The organism is Fusibacter sp., from assembly GCF_057447755.1.
Window position 1 is genome coordinate 17,013 of record NZ_JBVBZF010000009.1, and the last position, 14,423, is coordinate 31,435.

Here is a 14,423-nt window from a genome sequence, read left to right on the forward strand (position 1 = left end):
ACATGGCACTATTAAATCAAATAGCAAACATGGGGCAGGGTTTTAATCCTGCACAATCTTATGCAACAGGTCAGCAACAAGCCAATGCATTGCAATTACAAAAACAGAAGATTTTACAAAATCAATTGGCTCAACAGCAAGCACAGGAACAAGCTCGACAACGCGAGCAATATAATGCGTTAGTTCCTCAAATGCTGCAAGGAAACCAGCAAGCAATACAGCAGGGTGCAGCATACAGTCCAGAAGATACCGCAAAGATTATTGAAATGCGCAATAAGATGGATGAAGGAAAGCAGAAACAGTTTGATGCTGCCTTGGATTATTCAGGAGGATTGCTGCGCTCAGTACAAAATGCACCGGAAGAACAAAAACCTGCGCTTTATCAGCAAGCGAGACAACAGTTTCTGCAAAACTTTCCAAATGCTGATCCATCGATGATTCCAGAGCAATATGATTCAAACTTTGTAAATATGCAATTGGGAGCTATTGAGCCATTACAGAAACCAAGCCAATTTGAACAAAAGTTATCTGCCATGGGCTACATTCCTGGAACACCAGAGTATCAACAAGCGGCTAGAGTGTTGGCACAAAGTGGTGGACAAAACATCAACATTTCAACTGGAGAAACACAATTACCAACTAAAAGCGCAATATTGAGAGAGGATACGCTTGCTAGGGCCAATAGTGCAAGAACATATAATGAGGGCGCAATGACTGCAAGCCGTGACGCTATGACAGCGTTACCAAAAGTCGACAGGGCATTAAAGCTACTTGATACTGTTGGAACCGGACCGCTAGAGCAACAAAAGTTACAGCTTAAAAAGGTTGGTAAAATGCTCGGTTTTGACGTAAATCCAGCAGAAATCGGAAGCGCAGAAGAACTACAGACTATTCTTGGTGACCAAATCATGGCTCGTATTGGCCAGACAAAAGGTGCGGTTAGTGAAAAAGAAATGCAATTATTCTCAGACTACAGCGCTAACTTTGGTAAAACACCGGAGGGTAACAAGCGTATTCTTCAATTCCAAAAAGAAAAAATGCTGCGCGATGTTGAAATTGGCAAGATGATCAGAAAGATGCGTAAAGAAAATGCAACATCGATCGACATCCAGAACGCTATAGATGATTATGTCGCTCAAAATGACATTTCTAATGTTCTGCAGCCGCCAGAAACGGTTAGGGAGACTGGTCCAGATATGATCGCAACCAATCCACAGACCGGAGAGAGATTGCGATTGAATAGACAAACAAATCAATGGGAGCCTATGTAGTGGCAAACGCTATTCCACCATTGCCAGAAGGGTTTAAATTAGAATCCTATCCATCTGCGATGCAGGAACAACAAAATATTCCGCCATTGCCAGAGGGGTTTGCGACTGAACAACAGATTAAATCCGGTCAAGTAGACTTACCTGAATTTGACTTGCCTGCAAGTGTTGCATTTAAGAATCCGTGGGAAAGCGCTAAAACTGCTTTTGGGTTGATGGCTACATTTGACCCTGACAGGCAGAAAAGCATTTGGGAAGAGAATTATCCTAAGCTTAAATTCTCTAAGGATGACCAAGGTAATTACATTATAGACGGTACAGCATATGGTGCTGGTATTGGATACATGAATAAGCCAGGAATATCCACTAGAGATATAACGCAATTTGCTGGGCAGGCTGCGGCTTTTACTCCTGCAGCTAAAACAGCGCAGATTGTAGGAAGAGGCGGGCTAGGCGTTGTTAGTGATTTAGTTGGAAGTGGACTTGCAAGCAGAATTGGGGCTGCTGGAATAGCTTCTGCAGGTACTCAGGCAGGATTAGACGTTGGTTCTCAGGCTGCAGGTGGGACAGAAGAAGTTTCTTCTTCAAATATAGATATTGGAGATGTTGCTACGGCAGGAATCGGTGGCGCGGCTTTTGAGGGTTTGGCTGGACCGCTTGGTCGACTTGCACAGAAATTTACCGGACAGTTTGAAAGAATGCCTAGAGTAACTTCTGGAATTAGAGAAGAGTTTAAACAAGTTGCTGTTGACGCTGGAATGGACCCTGATGAAGTAACAGATAAGTTTATTCGGTCTTGGTTAAAGGCATCTAAAGAAGCTACTAAAGGCGGAAAGGTTGCCGGAACTCCAGAAGCCATTCAGCAACGCGGTGAGTTTGGAATCCCATACACTCGTGGGCAGATGACTGGTTCTCAGAAGCAACTGGGTCTAGAAGATACTCTTAGAAATGTTCGTGGAACCAAAGCTTCCGGAGTAATGGAAAAGTTCGGTGAACAACAACAGGCTGCAATTAGTGGTGCTACTCGTGGAATGCAGCGACAACTTGGTGGCACCCAAGATTTAGTGGAAACTCCGGCGCAAGCAGCCGGAGCAGTAAAAGAAGCAATACAGACTAAATTTGGACAGGCCGAAGAAGCTGTAGGGCAGGCTTATGAAAACGTTGGTGATGCTTTCTTAAAATCTGAAGGCTTGCAAAACATTATGAGTAATATGAAAACCCTTGCTAGACAAGAAAGATTTATTACCTCTAAAGAGTTGGCTCCTGCCACCAAAGCTGCACTTGCGAAAATTGATCAAGCACAAAGCTTCTTTAAAAAAGCTGGTGTTAAAGTTAAACCAATTCATTTAAGTAGAGTTGATGCTTATAGAAAAGAGCTTGGTTCATTGATTGATGCCTCAAAAAATCCAACTGATCGTAGACAAGTAACAATGTTGAAACGTCAATTTGACGATATGGTAGATCAAGCCACAGATAAGTCACTGTTTACAGGAGATGAGGCGGCTTTGGACGCCCTAAAAAAAGCGCGTGGATTGTATGCGGATTTTAGGGCCAAGTTTAGTGCTAAAGACCAACGAACTAGATTTGGAAGAAAAGTATCTGACGTAGCTGGAAAGAGAATGGAAGAGATTGCTAGTCTTGATCCAAATCCAGAAGAGGTTGCCAACTGGTTGTTTGGTGCGTCAAAACTTGGTGCAAAAAATGGCTCTGCAGAACTTGCCAAGAGAATGAAAAATGTTCTGGGAGAGGGTTCAAATGAATGGAATCAAATTAGACAAGCGGCGTTCTTAAAATTAACTGAACCAGGTAAAAACCAAACAGTAACAAGCGGTAGACAATTTCTTTCTAGATTGGAAGAAGCCACTAAAGGAAGTGGAACAACTTTCATGAAAGAATTATTTACGAAAGAAGAAATAGGAAAGATGCGTCGACTAGCAAAAGCCATTAAACGGGCTCAACCAGATCCTGGAAACCCATCAAAAACATCATATAAGGCTGCTGAAATGATAAATCAGGCAGCAGGACAGTTGGCTAAAATTTTAGGATGGACGAGTGGGCCTACTGGTGGCATTGCTGCCGAGGCCGGAGTTCGTGGAATGGGTGCTGTATCTGGATTACGCCAAGCTGCTAAAGCAAGGGCAGCTACAAGCGCTAGACCATTGGCTAGAATTAATTTACCAGTCCAGGCTGGTGTTCCAGCAACGATTGCAGCAGAGGAACAACTGGTAAGTGGTCAGTAATCAGCATTTGACATTGATTTGCCATACATCAGCCAATGCCAAGCCTCAAAATAAAGAGTAGTAAGCAATACGATCACAAATCCTTTCCATTCTGCAAATAGGAATGAGATTAAAAGGATAGATAAAATTGCTAAGAACATTAAATAAACAATAAATTTTTGAATTAAATTCATATAGCTTCCCATAAGAGGAATTAATAGTGTCACGATTTATTATACCAAATCAGTTTGAAATAGATGCAAATGGAGCTCCATTAAGTGGCGCAAAGTTATATTTTTATGCATCAGGAACAAGCACTCCTAAAGATACTTACTCAGATGTTGCGTTGACAACTGCCAATAGCAATCCAGTTGTTGCTGATTCTGCTGGAAGATTCGGTGACATATTTATGTCTGGTGCATACAAGGTAATATTAAAAACTTCCTTAGATGTAGAGGTATGGACTGCGGACCCAGTAAGTGGAGATACCGGTTCATATAATGTTGCTAGTATGTCAGATTTGGTTGCATTAAGCGGAAGCTTTGCAGTTGTAACATTATTAAACTATCATTCTGATGTCGAAGGCGGGGGAGGTGTATTCGTATGGGATTCGACAGGTGACAAAGCAACTCATAATGGTGGAACTATTATTGATCCAGACATTACGTTTCCGACTGACTGGACAAATCAAACACAGCTTGCAACATGGTTTACGGCCGGAACTGGAACTGGTGTATTTAGGAGAAAAACATCTTCATTTGCAATTAATTTAGTAGATTTTGGCAGTCGAAATGATGCTGATTCATCATATATCCTTCAACATGTATTTAATGTTTATGCTGGATTGGGAAAATTTATTGATAATTATGATAACTTGGTTATAAGAGATCAAGTTAATGCGGTAAATAAACTTACATTTAGAAATTTTGGTAGAGTTGTTATTGATTCTGACATTCCTGCTGCAACAAAAACTGGTGCATTAGTTTGTGATGGAAAAGATAGATTTAAATTTATTGGCGGAGAAATTGAAGTAACTTTCACCACTTATGATAACAACATTATTTTGTCTCAAAATAACACAAATTGTTTATTTGCCGATTTTGATATTATTGATTATCCTGTTGACAGGTATCCACTTGCTCCTATCAGGTCTCTGAATAATAGTCGATGCAGATATAGAAATATTGATGTATCCACGGTTGGCGGTATTGCCATGCAGACATTTGGTGACGATGACTGTACTTACGTAAGTGTTACAACAGAAAGTGCGACAACGAATAAATCTCTAATTGAGACAAATGACGGCACAAGAAACATTTATCTTGCTTGCACAACTTATTCTCCTGCAAATACAGTAACATCATCATTTAGTTTTAATGATAAATATTCTGTAGCATTGGGTAATTTGACAGTTGGTGGAGCTTATGGCGTTACCGTTGGTCATTCTGCGCCTTATGAAGCCAATTATTCTGTTGTTGCGGCTAATGTTTCTTCTGGCGCTTCTAATACATCATTCAACATTCAAGCTACAAAATATGCTGTTGTTGGATTAAATGTTGCTGATTCCGCATCCGCAGATTATTCTTATCAAGGTACATTGGGTTCTGAAAAAGTTGCTCTTATTGGAAATGTTGGTAAAGATGCGGCCAATCATGGGTATAGAACTGGTGCGAGATATACAGTAGTTGGTAATATTTCTGATGAGTGCGCAAATGGCTATCGCCCTCATGTTGATGATGGTGAAACTGTAGCGGTTGGAAATTTAGCAAACGGCGGAAATGGAACAGGCTTCAATTTTGGAATCATTGCTGGAATGATTAGGCATACCTTGGTCGGAAATGTTGCGACGGATGATAAAGTTACGCCAACACTCGTTACTGGATTTAAAGCAAATGAACAATCTTTGATGATTGGTAATGCTACCGATGGCAATGCTACTTTCCGCCAATTCGATGGGAATTATAGCAGTAATCCGAATAAAGACATGTCCGACACAACTAGAAATGGAACTCCATTCTCTAAAAATCTTTCTGGAGGTGCTGGTTCGGCTGGAGCTGGAACTCAATATGTTGGTCTTGAAATAAATGGTATTACTTATAAGTTTCTGCATGATGGAACAATATAAATTGTCTGACATTCAGGCGCAACATGCAGTATGCATTGCCAAGTTAATTTTATATGCCGATTCATTTGGTTATAAATTGACATGGGGAGATGCGAATAGAGATAAGCGCGCCTTTGGCGCTTGGGGCATAAAAAAACTTTATTCATCTGCTTTTAGTGTTCATAAGAAAAGACTTGCAGTTGATTTGAATCTTATAATTGATGGTGAATATATTACCAATGGAAATCACCCGGTGTTTAAAATGCTAGGTGATTACTGGAAAGAACTTCACCCGCTTGCAAGATGGGGTGGTGATTTTAAAAGCGGTGACGCAAACCATTTTAGCTTTGAATATAAAGGTTATATGTGATTAATCTAAAGTCAGAGCGCAGATGGCAAGTTAGGAAGCTAATAATAGCAGTTAATTTGATGCTATTGGGTATAGCCTATTATATGGATTATGTTGGAATAAAGCCAGATGCATTTATTAACGCAATGAATGGATTCCAGCTTGCATCTGCCGGATGGCTAGGGGTTGATTACTGGACAACTCCAAAGGATGACGTATGACACAAATTTATTGGTTTATAGCAGCCATTATAAGTGCATCTGCATTGTCTGGTTGGTGGTCGCATGATTACACTAAAAAGGGATATGAAAAGCAGGTGGCTGACATAAAACTTTCCTATACGCAGGCAATGATTGCCGATCAAATCCGACAGTCAAATAAAGAAAAGCAAATGCAAGCGGCCGCCGATGCCGAAAGTGACTCTTATTTTAAGGAGAAAATGGACAATGAAACCATTATTGATAATCTGCTTTCTAGCGTCGATTCTGGCACTAAGCGGGTGTTCGTGTCAACCAAAGCGGGAAGTTGTGGTGCAGAAGTGCAAGATTCCAAATCTTCCACCGGAACTAAACCAACCAATCGAGCCGAACTTTCAAGAGAAGCTACAAAAGGCGTTATTGAAGTAGGTGGTGAATGTAATGAGTGTGCGATTAAATTTAATTCACTTCTAAAAAGATATAACGATTTAAAGCGAATTAACGAAGAATAGCTGTTGACAAAGTCTTTTATTTGATAAAATTTAAAGGCATAAACGAAATGTAAACCTTATAAGGAACTATGATGGATGAGTTTATTTCAAGAATGTTTTCTACTCGAGATATGGCGCATTTATTTCATTTAAATATGCCTAACAAAAGTGGATACCAGCATATTTTAATTGGAGAATTCTATGAAAAGCTAATAAGTACATCGGATCATTTTATTGAGTCATACAAAACACTGACTGGGACAAAACTAGGTTACCCGATTATTAAGCCAAAAAAATTTACTGGTAACATGAAAGTTTTGCTTGAAAATGATTTAGATTATTTGATGCAAAATAGAGATGCATTAACAATGAAAAATCCAGTACTTGGCACTCTTTTAGATAATGTTTGCATTGCTTACATTGATGCCTTAAAAATTGAATGGTTGGAATAAAATGAAATCAACACCAAAGAAGAAACAAGTTAAGAAGTCTCCAAAGAAACGCACTGTTATTGCAGCAGGCGGTCGAGGGAAGACGAGAAATGCCTAATGATTAGTATGGCTATCACAGTATTGCTCTATTTGATGCTTACAGCTCTATTAGTTCAACCGAATAAAGATAGATTCATTGCGTCCAGTATTTTTGTATTTGCAATCATGATTCATGAGTGGACACTATCAAACCAGACTGGTCTTGTTTACTATGGTACAGCAGGTCTGTTTGATTTGATTGTTATCACAATGCTTCATTACATGAAAAGCGAAAGTGAACTTGTATGGTCGTTAATTAATATTTCATTTGTGTCAATGATAACCAATACTATTGGATGGATTATGTGGATGTTATGGATACCTCCTACACTTTATAACGCGGCATTCGTTGTTATTTACGGATGGGCATTTTTCAAACTTATAGGAAGAGATAAGAAAGATGTGGGAGGTCATTCGTTGGATCGCTGGTATTCTGGTTTTCGTATCAATAATAACCCAGGCAACGTCCATATACGTAAAAGAGAGGGCGAGGCGTGAGCGTGAAAGAGGCAATCAATCAGTTATCATGCAATCCAAAAATAGGGACGGCAATAGCGACATCGACAGTGGGGACGGGCATAAGTAGCTGGTTAGACCTTATACCAGACGATATTGGTAAACTAGCTACTGTGGTTGGTATCGTGCTATCAGTAATTTTGATTTACGCAAACATCTTGAAGATTGGAGCCGAAAAAGAACGTCTCCGAATGGAAAGAGATATGTTTGAAGCGAAACTAAAAGAGAAAGATTAATCTAGCATCTCCCTGCTTATTGTAATCCTTCCTACTTCTCCATATTCTTTATGGTAAGTAATCACTTTGGCATCTCTTCCGCTGTTGTATCCGCCTCCTGCCGCATGATTGTCTTTCGCCGATAGGGTTCTATGCTGCTCTTTTCTCATTAGATTATCTTCTTTCATTTCATCATGGTGATAGTGCCCACTATGAGCATAGCTATATTTAGTCCTACCGAACACTTCACGGAATTTTGATGCATATACCTGACTTATGCCACTAATTTTGCATTTATGCCCGTGGTGAGCAAATAAAGAGACATTCCCAAATTCATAGCAGAAATAAGAATCTGCGCTTGAATCTATTGTTATGTGTGGAGTTTCGGAATAGTGCATTTCGAATGCTGCAGATAGGATTTTTGAAGTTGTTTCGTTATGGTTTCCATCTGCCATTATCACGTGTACGTTATCGTATTTCTTTTCGAGCATTCGGATGATTGTGTTTATTGATCGTACTGCTACTTTAGCGATTAGATTGATAGGGACATCTACATCCAATACGTTTCCTGATCTAGGAGTTGTTCCAGTCTGATTGTCTGCATGAGTAAAATCTCCTAGCTCAAGAAATATGCACTGTTTCGCTTTTGGTGATTGCTCTATTGCTTTATCGAACCATTCATATAAAACACGCTCTGCTTTCTCAGTACACCAATCTTCATCTCCCGTTTGGTCTTGCCATGCAATCATTCCAAGATGATAGTCTGTTATGATATATAGATTTAATAAATCTTCATTTCCAAATGTTTTACATTTTTTTTCAGAATTATAAACTGGAATTTCTTCTTTTAATGAATCTACGATTGTTTCCATTAACTCAATTATTGACTGATCGCTAGCCTCAGCAATTGTCCATTGACCACCATCTTCAGTTTTTGTGTATGTAGATGTCTTTTTGACAAGCATTCTTTCCGGTATGTTTATATCTTTAAGAAAATGGCTTGTTTTTCCATAAGCCTCTGCGCGAGTCCTTACGGTTTTAACCATTCTCTCTACGCTTCTCTTGCTTACTCCTAATTTTTTGGCAGCTTGATTTTGAGATAAACCAGAAATAAGTAACTCAATAAGTCTACTTTGCTTTTCGGTAACACATACTTCTAATAAATGCTCATACATATCTTATCTCCAGATACTAAAAAGGAGCTTTTGCCCCATTAATTACGCTGCAAGTTCATGTTTTTGATACCAACGGTAGAAGCGCATGATTGCATCGACTTCTTTAACATATCCATTAACACCTGTTCCGAAGATTTCTTTTAATCCATTATTCGAATCAAGCAATCCTATCAATTCATTCTCTGATTTCGATTTGCTGAATAGTTTATATACAATCTCTTGTGCCTGATTTGGAAAATCATTAAATGTCATATCTGTACCTTTTTCTGTTTTTGTAAATTCATTGACTAAATCCAGCACGCTTTCAATTTTATGCTGGAACGAATTTTTATTATACTCCTCAAAGAATTGCATTTCATTTGCTCCTATTTGAATGCATAAAATTATTTTTTGTCAATATCTTTTTGCAACCAGCATGCATGATATAAAACTTCCCTGCCATTTTTAAATTTTAATGTAACATCACCCATTAGTGAAACTTTTACCGCCTTAGCAATCCTGCCTGAATACTTATCTTTAAAAATGATTTTATATTCATCTCCAATTACTATATCACTTGCATTCACTTCTTATCTCCAATTATCAAACCTAAAATAACGCATCTATCCGAAACTGTGCGACGAAATCTTTCTAACAGTGACCGACGAAAGAAACCTGACCTAAAGTTAATTGGCTCATCAGGTGCAAACATACAATCCCTGTCTGATTTATTATGCCGTCCGTTCCAATAGATAAAGATGCGCATAAATCACCTTATTTTAATAACTCAGGATTTTCGTATACATTCCCAATTACTTCACATGTTGAGGATAACCAAGAATCATGCTCGTCTTCATAAATTGAACTTCCTGCAAAACAGCACTCATTTTCATCATAATATACAAGTCCAACAATTTCATTTTCAGATGTAATGTCACCTTCATAAATATCTGTCCCATTCTTATCGACTAGACCAGTAAATGAATCTAGTCTATCTATATCTATTTCATCAAGTAATCCGTCAGAACACCATATTCCAATTTTATGTCCTGTATCAGATAACAATAATGTACAATCATTAGAAGGAACAATAAAAATTCCAGATTTTGTGTGCGCTCTAAACTTAATTTCTCTGTTCATAAATCACCTATTGATTGCTCCAACGAACCTTACACTTTTCGCAACAAAAAATATCGTGTTCGTTGTCTAGTTCTTCTTCACACCAATGGCACAAACCTGTCGGAAGTAATCCATGATTTGGCCGCTTAAAGTTCTTCTCTGCATGCGCACGCTCTCTTTCAGCGAGTTCGGTTGCATTGTCTAACTTGTCTGCATGGTTCATTTAAATTCTCCTGAGTCTAAAATTGCTTTTAATTTTTGTTTCTGAGCATCCCTAGCAGCATCCCAAGCAGCAGCCCTAGCAGCAGCCCTAGCAGCATCCCAAGCAGCAGCCCTAGCAGCATCCCAAGCAGCAGCCCAAGCAGCAGCCCAAGCAGCATCCCAAGCAGCATCCCAAGCAGCAGCCCAAGCAGCATCCCAAGCAGCATCCCAAGCAGCAGCCCTAGCAGCAGCCCTAGCAGCATCCCAAGCAGCAGCCCTAGCAGCACATAAATCTTCTTGCGTTGCATTACCTTCCGAATAGTTCCATACTGTAGTTAAACAAGAATCCACTCGTTCATCGTTTGCTAGGTACGACACGCTTGAGGCACACCACCATGCAAACTTTCTCCACAGATAATCGTACTCTGGCAAGCATTGTAGTGCCCAGATAGTATCATCAAAATCATTTGACTCAAGAATCGACGAAACTGGGAATGGCTTATCCATATCTGCATTAGTACCACCATTTGCTTTAAGTACTTTTGACCAACCATCTTTACATGGGTTATGTGATTTTATTTGATTCAGTGTAATCATTATTGGTTTCATTTGCAGTCTCCGTATGTAATTCGTTTTACCATTCTGACAAGTGCCGACTTTGAAAGATTGTACTCTTTCATTAGTTCGTCGTCACCGGCTCCACTTGCTTTCTTATTGCGAATCTCATTAACCTGTTCGCATGTGAACTTCGCTGTTCTTGATCTAGTACCAGGTTTAATCTTGTAACTCATATTAATCTTCTTGTGTAAATTGAATGCCAGTTTTTAGTCGGATAATTGAAATTTTCTTATCTGGATTGAATCCATGCTCTTTCGCAAGGAACTTTTCCAAATCGAAAATATCCATCCCGATACAGTCTGCGCGTGTTAAAAATGCTGTTTTCATGATTTCTCCAATAACTCAGGATTTTCGTAGATGTTTCCTAAAACAATACATTCTTTCCATTCAGATGGTAATCCAAGTGATGTAAATGCAGCATTATCATTATCATATTCAATTGAAAAATTTGGTATAAAATATGGGCTTTCTAAAATATCACCTTCATAAATCTCTTTACCATTCTTGTCGTGCAGTCCTGTAAATTGCATTACAACAGCATCTGGATGTGCATCAACGTTTCCAAATCCAATTATTGCATAATAATCACCGTCAATAAAAACCCCAGACATTTCATTGTCTTTACCATGCTCAAATCCAGTAACATCATATCTAATAAATTCGCCATCCCACGCTCTAAACTTAATTTCTCTCATTTCCATATCTCCTTAATTCAATTAAATAATAACCGCCATTAGACGGTTTGTATAATCAAAGTTTTTTATGACATCAGAAGGGAACGTCATCATCTTGGTCAAAATCATTAGGCGCGTAAGCGGGTTGCTGCTGTGGCCGTTGAAAGTTATTAGCCGCGTTATTCTGTGCCTGTTGTGGATTCTCCTGCTGTTGCTGTGCTGGTTGTGCTCCTGTGTTCTGTCCGCTAACAAAATCAAACCCTTCAATTGTCATAGTTGTCTTATATCGCTTCTCACCAGTATTTTTATCATCCCATGAGTCAGTAACTAACTTTCCAGATAGATAAATCTGTGTTCCTTTCGTTCCTGCGTATTGTGATAAAATCTCTGCTGTTTTGGAAAATGCCGTTGCGTCAAGAAATAATCTTACTTCTTTGTCTTTATACTTTTCAGAACACGCTAATCCAATTTTCGCAACTGCCATTCCTGATGCTGTATATTCAAGTGTAATGTCTCTTGTTAGCCTAAATAGGCCGTTAATCTTAGCTAGCATATGATTCTCCTTAACTCTTTAATGATTCACGAATAAATGTTTGTTGTTGTGTTCCGAAATCACCCCATATATCTTGTTGCTGTTCTCTACTTAACTCCATCCACAACTCCTTGATGACAGTAGGCTCGTTTGCAGCAATTCCGTTAACAATATTTGAAATATACCCGTTTCGTAAGGCTTTGGTCTTAAATGTGTTCTTTGGCTTAACCTGAACGTCACCCTGCGTATTATCCTGTGAATCTGCATCTTTGGTATCATCAATTGCAAATAACCCATTACAGGCGTATTTGCGTGCGTATGATGACGCGGCACCAGTAACTTGTGATTGATCGTTACCTTTCTTATCGAATGGCTCTCTAGCAAATGCTGAAACTGATTTAAATTCTTTTGTCTCGTTACATGTAATTGTAACCGTCGCCTTAACGTATACCCGCTCAGAAACTTCAACAATATCATCTGTAATAGTAATGTTGCAGTTATTTTCTGATAGAAGCGGCTTAACCGCCTCCATAATGTCTTCAAGATTTCGATAGTTGTAGTTACCGAAATTGTTTCTCTGCGACTTTGGTGCTTTAAGTTCTGACTGTATAGCAGTCAATTTAACTTCAATGCTCATTAATAATCTCCTTTAATAGTGCGTCTAACTTGTCGGTCTCTGACTTGTCCCATCCGCTATATGCGGCCTGAATTAACAATTCAGATACCTCACCTGCAAGCCCATAATATCCTTCGTCACACATTCTGTCTGACATTTCTTTCTTTAGACTTAGCTTTTCATCTTCATTCATCTTCCTTCTCCTTTTCTGCCAACTTTTCGCACTGCTCTGGAATAAACTCACGCAAGAACCAGTGACGCTTTAGAAACAGTTCTTCACTCACATATCCTGGATATAATGCAATCTTCAAAACCTCTAACGCTTGGTCAGGATGATTTTCCATTAATTCAGCAAGCATGTCGTCAATGTCTTGTGTGTGGATGTCGATTAGTTCTGACTTGCGATCGCTATCAAGAATATTTTCCTGCCGCAATCCTTGATCGTCATCCCACTGACTATCGTCTGCTATTCTGTTTTCATGATTACCGTATAGTGTTTTGTGCATCTTTCCATCTCCATTTAATTCAAATACATTATCAAAAACTTATCGACATATTGCCAATCAAAATATTTTATGACCGCTATAAGTTTTCGTGTTCGTCCACTTCATTTACAGCAGTTAGATGCAATGTTATGACCGAGCCAATAGATGCACCAAAAACAAACCCAATAACAAAACAAGCAAATCCAATTAATGCCATTGTCATTTATTAATCTCCTTCTGATAATGCAAAAACGCCTGCGTTCTAACTTCATCAATAAAGTTATACGCAAACACTTGCTTAACGTCGACTTCACAGCTTCCACAAACCGCAGTATCTAAAATCTCGCAATCAGTCCAGTTTGGCGTTCCTAGATGCGAAATCCATACACGTCCCTTAAATGTAATTCCGTTGTACTCGAAGTCGAATTGTTTTGAGTCGTCAAATAGGTTTAGTTTGTCTTCAATCATTGTTTATCTCCATCATCAATAAAACTTCGCAGATTGCTCGTCGTGGATTCTCGCAGTATTGCTCTGTATGAAATTCTTCTGAATCTTCAACCCAAGCGTTTCCAAGGTCAGCCATCACTCCAATTCCATATTTCTCAGCAATCGGCATTACGTCGTTCCAGTTTGAGCATGGGTCAAATCTAAATACCTGATCCATTGATCCATAGTCTTCAAATGAGAAATTATCGTCTTCATCAACATAATATTCAGGAACAAATTCAACCCATGAAAAATGTGGATTTTTGCATTCTTCAAAAAACTTAAAATTAATTTTCTTAACAACTGCCAAATTAACCTCATGATCGCTCATTTTTTCCAATTGTTCTTTCGTATAAACCATTTCAATTCTCCAATTAGTTCACTTTCAATTATGCACATATAAAACTATGTTGCAACCATTTTTTAGTTAAATTATTATTAATTGTGTAACTAAAATAAGTTGACCGTTTAAATTAAATTGTATATACTTTAGTTGAAATTAACCAAAGGAGTAGAAATGAAACAGGTAAAGCTTACAGACCAAGTAGATGAAAAGCTTTCTGAGCTGTCTAAGAAAAGAAAGGCAGAAGGAAGTCCAGTTGCAACCAAGCAATCAATTGTAGCTTCGTTAATTCTTGAGGCGCACAAG

At 38.7% G+C, this 14,423-nt stretch carries 24 protein-coding genes; 8 read left to right on the forward strand and 16 right to left on the reverse strand.

Annotated elements, in window-relative coordinates; all coding sequences use genetic code 11:
- Nucleotides 1–2 precede the first annotated feature (2 nt).
- The 8 genes from AC220I_RS04570 to AC220I_RS04605 all read left to right on the forward strand — a co-directional run bounded on the left by AC220I_RS04570 (nucleotide 3) and on the right by AC220I_RS04605 (nucleotide 7,910).
- The gene (locus AC220I_RS04570) at nucleotides 3–1,271 is read left to right on the forward strand and encodes a hypothetical protein (RefSeq protein WP_486722645.1); all 1,269 of its coding nucleotides are present in this window, start codon (nucleotides 3–5) and stop codon (nucleotides 1,269–1,271) included.
- The gene (locus AC220I_RS04575; protein WP_486722646.1) at nucleotides 1,271–3,508 is read left to right on the forward strand and encodes a hypothetical protein; all 2,238 of its coding nucleotides are present in this window, start codon (nucleotides 1,271–1,273) and stop codon (nucleotides 3,506–3,508) included. The genes AC220I_RS04570 and AC220I_RS04575 overlap by 1 nt, the downstream gene beginning before the upstream one ends.
- 199 nt (nucleotides 3,509–3,707) lie before the next feature.
- On the forward strand, nucleotides 3,708–5,612 hold the full coding sequence (locus tag AC220I_RS04580) for a hypothetical protein (protein ID WP_486722647.1): 1,905 nt from the start codon (nucleotides 3,708–3,710) through the stop codon (nucleotides 5,610–5,612).
- Nucleotides 5,599–5,961, forward strand: a complete 363-nt coding sequence (locus AC220I_RS04585) for a M15 family metallopeptidase (protein WP_486722648.1) — start codon at nucleotides 5,599–5,601, stop codon at nucleotides 5,959–5,961. Before AC220I_RS04580 ends, AC220I_RS04585 begins: the two co-directional genes overlap by 14 nt.
- 196 nt (nucleotides 5,962–6,157) lie before the next feature.
- Nucleotides 6,158–6,649 (forward strand): hypothetical protein, encoded by a 492-nt coding sequence (locus tag AC220I_RS04590; protein ID WP_486722649.1) that lies wholly within the window; start codon nucleotides 6,158–6,160, stop codon nucleotides 6,647–6,649.
- A gap of 68 nt (nucleotides 6,650–6,717) precedes the next feature.
- Nucleotides 6,718–7,080 carry a hypothetical protein gene (locus AC220I_RS04595; protein WP_486722650.1) on the forward strand — a complete coding sequence of 121 codons (363 nt, stop codon included), beginning with the start codon at nucleotides 6,718–6,720 and terminating at the stop codon, nucleotides 7,078–7,080.
- Nucleotides 7,081–7,185: 105 nt separating this feature from the next.
- Nucleotides 7,186–7,656, forward strand: a complete 471-nt coding sequence (locus tag AC220I_RS04600) for a hypothetical protein (RefSeq protein ID WP_486722651.1) — start codon at nucleotides 7,186–7,188, stop codon at nucleotides 7,654–7,656.
- Complete coding sequence (locus AC220I_RS04605; RefSeq protein WP_486722652.1) at nucleotides 7,653–7,910, forward strand: hypothetical protein; 258 nt, start codon at nucleotides 7,653–7,655, stop codon at nucleotides 7,908–7,910. The genes AC220I_RS04600 and AC220I_RS04605 overlap by 4 nt, the downstream gene beginning before the upstream one ends.
- Here the strand turns inward: AC220I_RS04605 and AC220I_RS04610 are convergent.
- The 16 genes from AC220I_RS04610 to AC220I_RS04685 all read right to left on the reverse strand — a co-directional run bounded on the left by AC220I_RS04610 (nucleotide 7,907) and on the right by AC220I_RS04685 (nucleotide 14,135).
- On the reverse strand, nucleotides 7,907–9,064 hold the full coding sequence (locus tag AC220I_RS04610; protein WP_486722653.1) for a helix-turn-helix transcriptional regulator: 1,158 nt from the start codon (nucleotides 9,062–9,064) through the stop codon (nucleotides 7,907–7,909). The genes AC220I_RS04605 and AC220I_RS04610 overlap by 4 nt on opposite strands.
- A gap of 42 nt (nucleotides 9,065–9,106) precedes the next feature.
- Complete coding sequence (locus AC220I_RS04615; RefSeq protein WP_486722654.1) at nucleotides 9,107–9,418, reverse strand: hypothetical protein; 312 nt, start codon at nucleotides 9,416–9,418, stop codon at nucleotides 9,107–9,109.
- A 29-nt stretch (nucleotides 9,419–9,447) separates the two neighbouring features.
- Nucleotides 9,448–9,630 carry a hypothetical protein gene (locus AC220I_RS04620; RefSeq protein ID WP_486722655.1) on the reverse strand — a complete coding sequence of 61 codons (183 nt, stop codon included), beginning with the start codon at nucleotides 9,628–9,630 and terminating at the stop codon, nucleotides 9,448–9,450.
- A 187-nt stretch (nucleotides 9,631–9,817) separates the two neighbouring features.
- Nucleotides 9,818–10,183 carry a YopX family protein gene (locus AC220I_RS04625; protein ID WP_486722656.1) on the reverse strand — a complete coding sequence of 122 codons (366 nt, stop codon included), beginning with the start codon at nucleotides 10,181–10,183 and terminating at the stop codon, nucleotides 9,818–9,820.
- Nucleotides 10,184–10,190: 7 nt separating this feature from the next.
- On the reverse strand, nucleotides 10,191–10,385 hold the full coding sequence (locus AC220I_RS04630; RefSeq protein ID WP_486722657.1) for a hypothetical protein: 195 nt from the start codon (nucleotides 10,383–10,385) through the stop codon (nucleotides 10,191–10,193).
- On the reverse strand, nucleotides 10,382–10,972 hold the full coding sequence (locus AC220I_RS04635; protein ID WP_486722658.1) for a hypothetical protein: 591 nt from the start codon (nucleotides 10,970–10,972) through the stop codon (nucleotides 10,382–10,384). Before AC220I_RS04635 ends, AC220I_RS04630 begins: the two co-directional genes overlap by 4 nt.
- On the reverse strand, nucleotides 10,969–11,154 hold the full coding sequence (locus tag AC220I_RS04640; RefSeq protein WP_486722659.1) for a hypothetical protein: 186 nt from the start codon (nucleotides 11,152–11,154) through the stop codon (nucleotides 10,969–10,971). The genes AC220I_RS04635 and AC220I_RS04640 overlap by 4 nt, the downstream gene beginning before the upstream one ends.
- Before the next feature lies 1 nt (nucleotide 11,155).
- Nucleotides 11,156–11,308: a hypothetical protein gene (locus tag AC220I_RS04645; RefSeq protein WP_486722660.1), complete on the reverse strand. Its 153-nt coding sequence runs from the start codon at nucleotides 11,306–11,308 to the stop codon at nucleotides 11,156–11,158.
- Nucleotides 11,305–11,676: a YopX family protein gene (locus AC220I_RS04650; protein WP_486722661.1), complete on the reverse strand. Its 372-nt coding sequence runs from the start codon at nucleotides 11,674–11,676 to the stop codon at nucleotides 11,305–11,307. Before AC220I_RS04650 ends, AC220I_RS04645 begins: the two co-directional genes overlap by 4 nt.
- A gap of 73 nt (nucleotides 11,677–11,749) precedes the next feature.
- Entirely contained in the window at nucleotides 11,750–12,208 is a 459-nt protein-coding gene (gene ssb / locus AC220I_RS04655) for a single-stranded DNA-binding protein (RefSeq protein WP_486722662.1), read from the reverse strand.
- A gap of 10 nt (nucleotides 12,209–12,218) precedes the next feature.
- Nucleotides 12,219–12,824, reverse strand: coding sequence for an ERF family protein (locus AC220I_RS04660; protein WP_486722663.1), 606 nt, complete (start codon nucleotides 12,822–12,824; stop codon nucleotides 12,219–12,221).
- Complete coding sequence (locus AC220I_RS04665) at nucleotides 12,814–12,996, reverse strand: hypothetical protein (protein ID WP_486722664.1); 183 nt, start codon at nucleotides 12,994–12,996, stop codon at nucleotides 12,814–12,816. Before AC220I_RS04665 ends, AC220I_RS04660 begins: the two co-directional genes overlap by 11 nt.
- A complete protein-coding gene (locus tag AC220I_RS04670) occupies nucleotides 12,989–13,309 on the reverse strand; it encodes a hypothetical protein (protein ID WP_486722665.1) in 321 nt (106 codons plus the stop codon). Before AC220I_RS04670 ends, AC220I_RS04665 begins: the two co-directional genes overlap by 8 nt.
- A 76-nt stretch (nucleotides 13,310–13,385) precedes the next feature.
- A complete protein-coding gene (locus tag AC220I_RS04675) occupies nucleotides 13,386–13,511 on the reverse strand; it encodes a hypothetical protein (RefSeq protein ID WP_486722666.1) in 126 nt (41 codons plus the stop codon).
- Nucleotides 13,508–13,756 (reverse strand): hypothetical protein, encoded by a 249-nt coding sequence (locus AC220I_RS04680; RefSeq protein ID WP_486722667.1) that lies wholly within the window; start codon nucleotides 13,754–13,756, stop codon nucleotides 13,508–13,510. Before AC220I_RS04680 ends, AC220I_RS04675 begins: the two co-directional genes overlap by 4 nt.
- Nucleotides 13,749–14,135 carry a phage protein NinX family protein gene (locus AC220I_RS04685; RefSeq protein ID WP_486722668.1) on the reverse strand — a complete coding sequence of 129 codons (387 nt, stop codon included), beginning with the start codon at nucleotides 14,133–14,135 and terminating at the stop codon, nucleotides 13,749–13,751. Before AC220I_RS04685 ends, AC220I_RS04680 begins: the two co-directional genes overlap by 8 nt.
- Nucleotides 14,136–14,423: the final 288 nt, after the last annotated feature.

What these genes read in the sequence shown, in the direction of transcription:
- AC220I_RS04570 (WP_486722645.1), top strand. Translation starts at nt 3, where the DNA reads ATGGCACTATTAAATCAAATAGCAAACATGGGGCAGGGTTTTAATCCT.
- AC220I_RS04585 (WP_486722648.1), top strand. Translation starts at nt 5,599, where the DNA reads ATGGAACAATATAAATTGTCTGACATTCAGGCGCAACATGCAGTATGC.
- AC220I_RS04590 (WP_486722649.1), top strand. Translation starts at nt 6,158, where the DNA reads ATGACACAAATTTATTGGTTTATAGCAGCCATTATAAGTGCATCTGCA.
- AC220I_RS04595 (WP_486722650.1), top strand. Translation starts at nt 6,718, where the DNA reads ATGATGGATGAGTTTATTTCAAGAATGTTTTCTACTCGAGATATGGCG.
- AC220I_RS04600 (WP_486722651.1), top strand. Translation starts at nt 7,186, where the DNA reads ATGGCTATCACAGTATTGCTCTATTTGATGCTTACAGCTCTATTAGTT.
- AC220I_RS04610 (WP_486722653.1), bottom strand. Translation starts at nt 9,064, where the DNA reads ATGTATGAGCATTTATTAGAAGTATGTGTTACCGAAAAGCAAAGTAGA.
- AC220I_RS04615 (WP_486722654.1), bottom strand. Translation starts at nt 9,418, where the DNA reads ATGCAATTCTTTGAGGAGTATAATAAAAATTCGTTCCAGCATAAAATT.
- AC220I_RS04625 (WP_486722656.1), bottom strand. Translation starts at nt 10,183, where the DNA reads ATGAACAGAGAAATTAAGTTTAGAGCGCACACAAAATCTGGAATTTTT.
- AC220I_RS04630 (WP_486722657.1), bottom strand. Translation starts at nt 10,385, where the DNA reads ATGAACCATGCAGACAAGTTAGACAATGCAACCGAACTCGCTGAAAGA.
- AC220I_RS04635 (WP_486722658.1), bottom strand. Translation starts at nt 10,972, where the DNA reads ATGAAACCAATAATGATTACACTGAATCAAATAAAATCACATAACCCA.
- AC220I_RS04640 (WP_486722659.1), bottom strand. Translation starts at nt 11,154, where the DNA reads ATGAGTTACAAGATTAAACCTGGTACTAGATCAAGAACAGCGAAGTTC.
- AC220I_RS04645 (WP_486722660.1), bottom strand. Translation starts at nt 11,308, where the DNA reads ATGAAAACAGCATTTTTAACACGCGCAGACTGTATCGGGATGGATATT.
- AC220I_RS04650 (WP_486722661.1), bottom strand. Translation starts at nt 11,676, where the DNA reads ATGAGAGAAATTAAGTTTAGAGCGTGGGATGGCGAATTTATTAGATAT.
- ssb (WP_486722662.1), bottom strand. Translation starts at nt 12,208, where the DNA reads ATGCTAGCTAAGATTAACGGCCTATTTAGGCTAACAAGAGACATTACA.
- AC220I_RS04660 (WP_486722663.1), bottom strand. Translation starts at nt 12,824, where the DNA reads ATGAGCATTGAAGTTAAATTGACTGCTATACAGTCAGAACTTAAAGCA.
- AC220I_RS04665 (WP_486722664.1), bottom strand. Translation starts at nt 12,996, where the DNA reads ATGAATGAAGATGAAAAGCTAAGTCTAAAGAAAGAAATGTCAGACAGA.
- AC220I_RS04670 (WP_486722665.1), bottom strand. Translation starts at nt 13,309, where the DNA reads ATGCACAAAACACTATACGGTAATCATGAAAACAGAATAGCAGACGAT.
- AC220I_RS04675 (WP_486722666.1), bottom strand. Translation starts at nt 13,511, where the DNA reads ATGACAATGGCATTAATTGGATTTGCTTGTTTTGTTATTGGGTTTGTT.
- AC220I_RS04680 (WP_486722667.1), bottom strand. Translation starts at nt 13,756, where the DNA reads ATGATTGAAGACAAACTAAACCTATTTGACGACTCAAAACAATTCGAC.
- AC220I_RS04685 (WP_486722668.1), bottom strand. Translation starts at nt 14,135, where the DNA reads ATGGTTTATACGAAAGAACAATTGGAAAAAATGAGCGATCATGAGGTT.